The sequence below is a fragment of the Rathayibacter sp. AY2B5 genome (genome assembly GCF_002931645.1).
Taxonomy (GTDB): Bacteria; Actinomycetota; Actinomycetes; order Actinomycetales; family Microbacteriaceae; genus Rathayibacter.
In genome coordinates this window covers 12,186-20,589 of the sequence record NZ_PSUE01000038.1, presented here as the reverse complement: position 1 = coordinate 20,589, position 8,404 = coordinate 12,186, and the positions used below count along the sequence as shown (strand labels likewise).

Here is an 8,404-nt window from a genome sequence, read left to right as displayed (position 1 = left end):
GGCGGAGCCGGGGGGACGGGCGGGGCCGGCGGGACCGGGACGGAGCCGTGCTGCTCGTCGGAGCCGGGGCCGGGACGGGTGCTGTCGTCGCTCATGGCGCGAGTCTAGCCAGCACCCGGGCGGCGGCGGAGGGGTTCCGTCCGCTCACGCGGGCAGGTAGCCGCCGTCGCGCAGGTCGCCGACGAAGGCCGTCCAGGCGAGGTAGGCGATCACCGCGAGGACGATCGCGAGGTAGCCCAGCACGAAGCCGGCGACCGCGAGACCGCGGCCGCGCTGTCCGGAGCGTCGGGCCTGGGCGAAGCCGATGTGGCCGAGGACGATGGCGGCGGGCGCCAGCCCCAGCAGTCCGCACACCAGAGCCGCGACCGCGAGCGGATTCATCGGCGGGCGGCGGGGCGGGAGACCGGGGTAGGGATCGGCGGCGGCCGTCGGCGGCGGGTAGGCCGCCGACGGCTCGCCGAGCGGAGGGGCGAACGGCGCGGGCGCCGGTCCGGTCTGCGGTCCGGGCGCGGTGTCGTCGGTCACGGTGTCCTCCTGGTGGTGCGGGCGCCCCCGAGCCTCGGAGGCGTGTCGATCAGTACCCGGTCGAGGGCATGGTCGCCGCGATCGAGAAGAGCGCGACGAACGAGATGATGGTGATGATGATCGCGACGAAGCCGATGATGACGGCGGCGAGGGCGAGGCCGCGGCCCTTCTCCCCCGTGCGCTTGATCTGCGACAGGGCGATGAAGCCCAGCACGATGCCCACGATGGAGACGAAGAACGAGGCGATGAAGCCGATGATCGCCAGGATGTTGTAGCGGTCGGACGCGGGCGTGTACGGAGTGGTCATGGAATCCCCCAGGGTCAGGAACGAGCGGATGCGGCCAAGAGTGGCAGTGGCACGATCCGCCTGTCAAAAAGCTGGACGGCGCTTGCGCGGCCCGGCCGCCGCCCGGTAGAGGCCTCAGCGGACCTGGATCTCGGTGACCGGGAGGGTCGAGTCGGCCCCGAAGCCGAGCCCCGACGGCGGATGCCCCGCCTCGATCAGCTGCGCCGCCAGTGCGGCGATCATCGCGCCGTTGTCGGTGCAGAGCGAGAGCGCCGGGATCCGCAGGGTCACTCCCGCGGCCGCGCACCGCTCCTCCGCCAGCGCGCGCACCCGGGCGTTGGCGACCACGCCGCCGCCGAGCAGGAGGCGCGGCACGCCCCGGTCGCGGCAGGCGGCGAGCGCCTTCGTGAGCAGGACGTCGGCGACCGCCTCGCGGAAGCTCGCCGCGACGTCGGCCACGGGCACCTCCTCCCCCGCGTCCTGGCGCTTCTCGACCCAGCGGGCGACCGCGGTCTTCAGCCCTGAGAACGAGAAGTCGTAGCGGTGGCGCTCGAGGTCCTTCGGCAGGCTGAGCCCGCGGGGGAAGCGGATCGCCTTCGGGTCCCCGTCCGCCGCCACCCGGTCGATCTGCGGTCCGCCCGGATAGGGCAGGCCCAGGACTCGCGCCACCTTGTCGAAGGCCTCGCCGGCGGCGTCGTCGATGGTCTCGCCGAGCAGCTCGACGTCCGACACCAGATCGCGCACGTGCAGGAGCGAGGTGTGCCCGCCCGAGACCAGCAGCGCGATCGTCGGCACCTCGACGGGGCTGCCCTCGCTGCCGTCTGCACGGAGGACATCGGCTCCCACGTGGCCGACGAGGTGGTTCACGGCGTAGAGCGGCAGGCCGAGCGAGACGGCGAGCGCCTTCGCCGCTCCGACGCCGACCATGAGGGCGCCCGAGAGTCCCGGTCCGCTGGTGACCGCGATCGCGTCCAGGTCGCCGAGCGCGACACCGGCCTCGGAGAGCGCCGCGTGCAGGGCGGGCTCGAGCGCCTCCAGGTGCGCCCGGGCGGCCACCTCGGGCACGACGCCGCCGTAGCGGGCGTGCTCCTCCATCGAGGAGGCGATGGTGTTCGAGAGAAGCGTCGTGCCGCGGACGATGCCGATCCCCGTCTCGTCGCAGCTGGTCTCGATGCCGAGGACGAGGGGTCCGGTGCTCACGGGGTCTCCTGGGTCGGGGTCGGCGGCCGGCGCATCACGATCGCGTCCACTCCGTCGGGCTGGTAGTAGGCGGGGCGGACGCCGATCTCCTCGAAGCCCTCCGAGCGGTAGAGGGTCTGCGCGGCGGGGTTGTCGGCGCGGACCTCGAGGAAGACCTCGCGGGCGCCGCGTTCGCCGGCCGCCTCGAGGAGCGCGCGCAGCAGTCGGCGGCCGAGGCCGGTGCGGCGGACCCGGGCGACGACCGCGATCGTCTGCACGTCGCCCTCGTGGGCGCCGACGGGGCAGAGGAGCCCGGCGTAGCCGACCACCTCGCCGTCCTGCTCGGCGACCAGGTACCGGGTGTGACGGCTCCGGATCTCCTCCGCCATCATCCCGCGCGACCAGGCGTCGCCGGCGAACTCGGACTCCTCGATCGCCATGACAGCGTCGAGGTCGTCCGCCTGCGCGTCGCGGAGCACGGCCTCGCTCATGCGGTCACCCGCTTGGGGCCGGCGGACAGCGTGACGTCGGGCGAGCGGAGGTAGAGGGGCTCGTCCGCGGCACCGGGCCGACCGGCCGCGCGCAGGCGGGCGGCCACGACTCCGAGCTCGCCGGCGGAGACAGACTCGGCCTCCAGGCGCGGGAGCTCCGGATGCGGGAGGGCCGGCGGCTTGTCCAGGCCCGGGCCGGAGAGGCGGACGGGGAGCCCCTGATCGTCGAGCCCGTCGTAGGCGCTCCAGTACAGCTCTCGGCGGCGGGCGTCGGTGACGACGAGGAAGCCCGCGGCGCGCCCGTGCCGCAGCGCGGCGAGCGCGATCGCGTCGTGCGAGACCACGGGGAGGGTGGGGACGCCGCGGCCGAGCGCGAAGGCCCGGGCGGCGGCGATCCCGACCCGGAGGCCGGTGAAGGGGCCGGGGCCCATGCCCACCGCGACCGCCTCGATGCCCCCGGGAGCCACGTCGGCCGCCTCGAGCGCCTCCTGGATCAGCCGGCCGACCACCTCCGCGTGGCGCATGGTGTCGGTCTCGGTGCGCTCCGAGCGCACGGCGCCCGCGGAGTCGACGACGGCGACGGAGGTTCCGGAGGAGGTGTCGATCGCGAGGAGCACGCGTCCAGGGTACCCGCGGGCTCAGCTCCAGCCGGTGCCGCGGAAGCGGACGGTCCGCGGCTCGATCGGCTCCTCGCCCTCCTCGGCGTCGGAGCCGGCGGTCGGCCGCTCGATGACCACGTCGAGCCAGGACTCCGCGACGCCGTCCAGCATCCCGGCGCCCCACTCCACGACGATCACCGAGCGCACCGGATCGAGGTCGAGGTCGTCGAGCTCGACCGGCGAGCCCACGCGGTAGGCGTCGACGTGCACGAGCGGCGGCCCGTCGTGCAGCGGCGGATGCGTCCGCGCGATCACGAAGGTGGGGCTCGTCACGGGACCCCGCACGTCGAGGCCCTCGCCGAGCCCGCGCGTGAAGGTCGTCTTGCCCGCGCCGAGCGGCCCGGTCAGCACCAGCAGGTCGCCGGCGCGCAGCACTCGGCCGAGCTCGCGGCCGAGCTCCGCCATGGCCTCCGGATCGGCGACCTCGACGACGCGGTCCGCGAACCAGGAGCGCTCAGGCACGGCCGTCCGCCGCGCTCAGCAGTCGCCGCTGGACCCGCGGCCCGAGCCGGGTGACCAGCTCGTAGTTGATGGTGCCGCACCACCGCGCCCACTCGTCTACCGAGGGGACGCCGGTCGTCGGGTCGCCCCAGAGCGTCACCGGGTCGCCCGTCGCGACGCTCGCATCCCCCACGTCGACGACGAACTGGTCCATCGCGACCCGCCCGGCGATCCGGTGGCGGCGGCCGCCGATCGAGACCTCCGCGACGCCGGAGGCGCTCCGCGGGATGCCGTCCGCGTAGCCGAACGGCACGAGCGCGAGGGTCGTCCCGCCCTCGGCCCGCCAGGTGTAGTCGTAGCTCACGCCGGTCCCGTGGGGCACCCGGCGGACGCCGGCGACGCGGCCCTGCAGCGTCATCGCCGGGACGAGCCCGAGCTGGAGCGAGGTCTCGTCCTCGAACGGCGAGAGTCCATAGAGGGCGATGCCGCTGCGCACCATGTCGAGGCGGGCCTCCGGGAGGCGCAGCGCCGCCGCCGTCGCCGCGAGGTGCAGGACCGGCGCCTGCACCCCGTGCGCCGCCAGCACGGCCTCGGCGCGGCGGAGGAGCGCGAGCTGGGCGAGGTCGTCCTCGCGCGAGGTGTTGGACAGGTGCGAGAACAGCCCGGTGAGGTGGACGGTGCCGCGAGCGCTGTGACGGGCGAGCGCCTCCGCCAGGTGCGGCCACTCCTCCTCCGCGGCGCCGTTGCGACTGAGGCCCGTGTCGACCTTGAGCTGCACGGCCGCGCGCACGCCGCGGTCCTCCGCCGACTGCGCGAGCGTGTCGAGCTGGTCGACCGAGGAGACGGCGACGTCGATCGAGTGCTCGAGCGCCGCGTCGAAGTCCTCGCCGGGGTCGTGCAGCCAGCAGAGGATCGGAGCGACGACGCCTGCCTCGCGCAGGGCCACGGCCTCCCGCAGCTCCGCGGTGCCGAGGGCGTCCGCGCCGCCGTCGAGCGCCGCCTGCGCCGCGGCCAGGGCGCCGTGCCCGTAGCCGTTGGCCTTGACGACGGCCATCAGCCGGCGGGCACCGGTGAGCTCGCGCAGACGCGCGGCGTTCGCCGCCATCGCGTCGACGTCGATCACCGCCTCTCGGTACGACGCGGGGACGCTCACGACTCTGCCACCACGAACGCGCAGGCCACGCCCGCGTCGTGCGTCATCGAGAGGTGCACGCGCGTGATCCCGCGCGCCTCCGCGGCCGCCCGGGCCGGGCCGTGCAGTGCGAAGGACGGATTCCCGTGCTCGTCCCGCTCGACGACCATGTCGTGCCAGCGGGCGCCCACGGAGTCGCCGAGCGCCTTGATCAGCGCCTCCTTGGCGGCGAAGCGGCCCGCCAGCGAGGCGACGGGGAGCGAGCGTTCGCTCTCGGCGAACAGCCGGTCGCGGAGCCGGGGCGTGCGCGACAGCGAGCGCTCGAAGCGCGCGAGGTCCACGACGTCCACCCCGATCCCCACGATCACGGCTCGATCACTCGACCGTGACCGACTTGGCGAGATTGCGCGGCTGGTCGACGTCGAGGCCCTTGGCGGCGGCGAGCTCCATCGCGAACATCTGCAACGGAGTGACGGCGAGCAGCGGCTCGAACAGCGGGTCGGCGAGCGGGATCGGCACGACCTCGTCGGCGATCTGGATCGCGGCCGTATCGCCCTGCTCCGCGATCGCGATGACGCGGGCGCCGCGGGCCTTGATCTCCTGGATGTTCGAGATCACCTTGCGCTGCAGCTCGTACGACTCGCTCGGGCTCGGCACGATCACGAAGACGACCTGGCCAGGCTCGATCAGTGCGATCGGGCCGTGCTTGAGCTCGCCCGCCGCGAAGCCCTCGGCGTGGATGTAGGCGAGCTCCTTGAGCTTCAGCGCGCCCTCGAGCGCCACCGGGTAGCCGACGTGGCGGCCGAGGAACAGCACCGCACGGGTGTCGGCCATCCAGCCGGCCAGCTGGGCGATGTCGTCGGAGGCGTCGAGCACGCGGGAGAGCTTCTCCGGGATCGCGGCGAGCTGAGCCGCCTGCGAGGCGACGAGCTCGGTGGAGGCGGCACCGCGCACCGCGGCCAGGTGCAGCCCGAAGAGGTAGAGCGCCGCGATCTGAGCGACGAAGGCCTTGGTCGAGGCGACCGCCACCTCCGGGCCCGCGTGCGTGTAGAGCACGGCGTCCGACTCGCGCGGGATCGTCGCGCCCTGGGTGTTGCAGACCGAGAGCGTCTTGGCGCCGTGCTCGCGGGCGTACTTGACCGCCATCAGCGTGTCCATCGTCTCGCCGGACTGGCTGATCGAGACGACGAGGGTGCGCGGGGTGAGCACCGGGTCGCGGTAGCGGAACTCGTGGCTGAGCTCGACCTCGACGGGGACGCGCGCCCACTTCTCGATCGCGTACTTGGCGACCATGCCCGAGTAGGCGGCCGTGCCGCAGGCGATGATCGTGATGCGGTCGATCTCCGTCAGCACCGGGCCGAGCGCGTCGAGCTCCGGCAGCGTGATCGCGCCCTCGTGGATGCGGCCGCGGAGCGTGTTCGCGACGGCCTCGGGGCCCTCGGTGATCTCCTTGGCCATGAAGCTCGACCAGCCGCCCTTCTCGGACGCCGACGCGTCCCAGGCGATCTCGAACGGCTCGGTCTCGACGGGGTTGCCGAAGAAGTCGGTCACCGTGACGAGCTCCGGGGTGATCGTGACGATCTGGTCCTGGCCGATGGCGACCGCGCGGCGGGTGAACTCGACGAACGCCGCGACGTCGGAGCCGAGGAAGTTCTCCCCGTCGCCCAGGCCGATCACGAGCGGCGAGTTGCGGCGCGCGCCGACGACCACGCCGGGCTGGTCCTGGTGCAGGGCGAGCAGGGTGAACGCGCCCTCGAGGTGCGCGACGACGGCCTGGAAGGCGAGCACGAGGTCGCCGGTGCGGCGGTACTCGCGGGCGATCAGGTGCGCGGCGACCTCGGTGTCGGTCTCGCTCTCGAAGACGGCGCCCTCGGCGAGCAGCTGCTCCTTGAGCGGCTGGAAGTTCTCGATGATGCCGTTGTGGATGACGGCGAGCCTGCCCTCGTCCGCGAGGTGGGGGTGGGCGTTGCGGTCGGTCGGGCCGCCGTGCGTCGCCCAGCGGGTGTGGCCGATGCCCGTGGTGCCCTCGGCCAGCGGGTGCGCTTCGAGGTCGTCGACGAGGACGCTGAGCTTGCCCGAGCGCTTGCGGCTGTCGAGCTGCCCGTCGGCGTCGATCACGGCCACGCCGGCCGAGTCGTAGCCGCGGTACTCCAGACGCTTCAGGCCCCCGAGCAGCACGGCCAGGCTGTCGCGCTCACCGACGTATCCAACGATTCCACACATGCGCTCGATTCTAAGCGGCGCGGAGGCGCCTCCCGCGGCGTCGGGCACCCGGCGGGGCGGACGCTAGGATCGGTCCCCATGCCGTCGTCTCCTCGCGATCCCGCTCGCGACGCGCACCCCTCCCCCTTCGTCGAGATCGTCCGCTCCGACTGGGCCGAGCTCGCCCGCACCACGGAGCTGCCGCTGTCGGAGACCGAGGTCGTGCAGCTGCGGGGGCTGGGCGACCGGCTGAGCCTGACCGAGGTCGCGGAGGTCTACCTGCCGCTCTCGCGCCTGCTGAGCCTGTACGCCGGTGGCGCGCGGCACCTGCACCGCGCGACGAGCACGTTCCTCGGGGAGCGCGCGCAGCCGACTCCGTTCGTGATCGGCGTCGCGGGGTCGGTCGCGGTGGGCAAGTCGACGATCGCTCGCCTGCTGCGGGAGCTGCTCGCCCGCTGGGAGGACACGCCCCGCGTCGAGCTGGTGACCACCGACGGCTTCCTGCTGCCCAACCGCGAGCTGGAGCGCCGCGGTCTGATGAGCCGCAAGGGCTTCCCCGAGTCGTACGACCGGCGGGCGCTGCTGCGCTTCGTCTCGGAGGTGAAGGGCGGGGCCGCGGAGGTGCGCGCGCCGTTCTACTCGCACCTCTCCTACGACATCGTCCCCGACGCCGAGATCGTCGTGCGGCGGCCGGACGTGCTGATCGTCGAGGGCCTGAACGTGCTGCAGCCGCCGGTGCCCGGTCACGGCCTGGCGGTCAGCGACCTGTTCGACTTCACCGTCTACGTCGACGCCCGGACCAGCGACATCGCGCGCTGGTACGAGGAGCGCTTCCTCACCCTGCAGCAGGGCGCGTTCGCGAATCCGAACTCCTACTTCCACCGCTACGCGGCGCTCAGTCCGGACGAGGCCCGTGAGCGCGCGCGGAGCATCTGGGCCGCGATCAACGAGCCGAACCTGCTGCAGAACGTGCGCCCCACCCGCTCCCGCGCGAGCCTGGTCCTCCGCAAGCAGGCCGACCACACGGTCTCCTCGGTCCTCCTCCGCAAGATCTGACCGCACCCCCGGTCGCTGTTCGCCGCCGCGCACACCGCGCAGCCACCGACCTCGAACCCCTTCACCGCACGATCGGCGCAGGCTCGCCACCACCCACGAGCCGTCAGCGTGAATCGCGTGCCAAGCGATTCACGCGCGGCGAACGCGACCCGCTCCACCCGCGCAACCACCTCGCGAAGCCGATCGCGAGGGGCCGCGCAAGGAGCGGCCCCGCAACGAACACCGCCGCGTGCCAAGCGATTCCCACGCGGCGAACGCGCCCCGCTCCACCCATCGTGACCACCTCTCCAAGCCGACCGCGAGGAGCCGCGCAGGGAGCGGCCCAACCCACGAGCCGTCGTGGGAATCGCGTGCCAAGCGATTCACCCGCGGCGAACGCGCCCCGCTCCACCCATCGCAACCACCTCGCGAAGCCGACCGCGAGGGGCCGCGC

The 8,404-nt window shown here is 73.6% G+C and carries 10 protein-coding genes; 1 reads left to right on the top strand and 9 read right to left on the bottom strand.

Features of this window, described 5'->3' with window-relative positions:
* Window positions 1-144 precede the first annotated feature (144 nt).
* The 9 genes from C5C30_RS16385 to glmS form a co-directional block, all read right to left on the bottom strand.
* Window positions 145-525, bottom strand: a complete 381-nt coding sequence (locus C5C30_RS16385) for a DUF4190 domain-containing protein (protein ID WP_104234159.1) — start codon at window positions 523-525, stop codon at window positions 145-147.
* A 49-nt stretch (window positions 526-574) separates the two neighbouring features.
* Window positions 575-832, bottom strand: a complete 258-nt coding sequence (locus C5C30_RS16380; RefSeq protein ID WP_104225014.1) for a DUF4190 domain-containing protein — start codon at window positions 830-832, stop codon at window positions 575-577.
* A gap of 114 nt (window positions 833-946) precedes the next feature.
* Window positions 947-2,011, bottom strand: coding sequence for a tRNA (adenosine(37)-N6)-threonylcarbamoyltransferase complex transferase subunit TsaD (gene tsaD, locus C5C30_RS16375; RefSeq protein ID WP_104225013.1), 1,065 nt, complete (start codon window positions 2,009-2,011; stop codon window positions 947-949).
* Window positions 2,008-2,481, bottom strand: a complete 474-nt coding sequence (gene rimI / locus C5C30_RS16370; RefSeq protein ID WP_104225012.1) for a ribosomal protein S18-alanine N-acetyltransferase — start codon at window positions 2,479-2,481, stop codon at window positions 2,008-2,010. The genes tsaD and rimI overlap by 4 nt, the downstream gene beginning before the upstream one ends.
* Window positions 2,478-3,098 carry a tRNA (adenosine(37)-N6)-threonylcarbamoyltransferase complex dimerization subunit type 1 TsaB gene (tsaB, locus tag C5C30_RS16365; RefSeq protein ID WP_104334118.1) on the bottom strand — a complete coding sequence of 207 codons (621 nt, stop codon included), beginning with the start codon at window positions 3,096-3,098 and terminating at the stop codon, window positions 2,478-2,480. The genes rimI and tsaB overlap by 4 nt, the downstream gene beginning before the upstream one ends.
* 21 nt (window positions 3,099-3,119) lie before the next feature.
* A complete protein-coding gene (gene tsaE, locus C5C30_RS16360; protein ID WP_104334119.1) occupies window positions 3,120-3,545 on the bottom strand; it encodes a tRNA (adenosine(37)-N6)-threonylcarbamoyltransferase complex ATPase subunit type 1 TsaE in 426 nt (141 codons plus the stop codon).
* Window positions 3,546-3,594: 49 nt separating this feature from the next.
* A complete protein-coding gene (alr, locus tag C5C30_RS16355; RefSeq protein ID WP_258064185.1) occupies window positions 3,595-4,704 on the bottom strand; it encodes an alanine racemase in 1,110 nt (369 codons plus the stop codon).
* Window positions 4,705-4,730: 26 nt separating this feature from the next.
* Window positions 4,731-5,081, bottom strand: a complete 351-nt coding sequence (locus C5C30_RS16350) for a holo-ACP synthase (RefSeq protein ID WP_104329784.1) — start codon at window positions 5,079-5,081, stop codon at window positions 4,731-4,733.
* A gap of 7 nt (window positions 5,082-5,088) precedes the next feature.
* A complete protein-coding gene (gene glmS, locus C5C30_RS16345; protein ID WP_104227413.1) occupies window positions 5,089-6,936 on the bottom strand; it encodes a glutamine--fructose-6-phosphate transaminase (isomerizing) in 1,848 nt (615 codons plus the stop codon).
* Between the two features lie 78 nt (window positions 6,937-7,014).
* Between glmS and coaA the strand changes: the two genes are divergently transcribed.
* The gene (gene coaA, locus C5C30_RS16340; protein ID WP_104234153.1) at window positions 7,015-7,971 is read left to right on the top strand and encodes a type I pantothenate kinase; all 957 of its coding nucleotides are present in this window, start codon (window positions 7,015-7,017) and stop codon (window positions 7,969-7,971) included.
* Window positions 7,972-8,404: the final 433 nt, after the last annotated feature.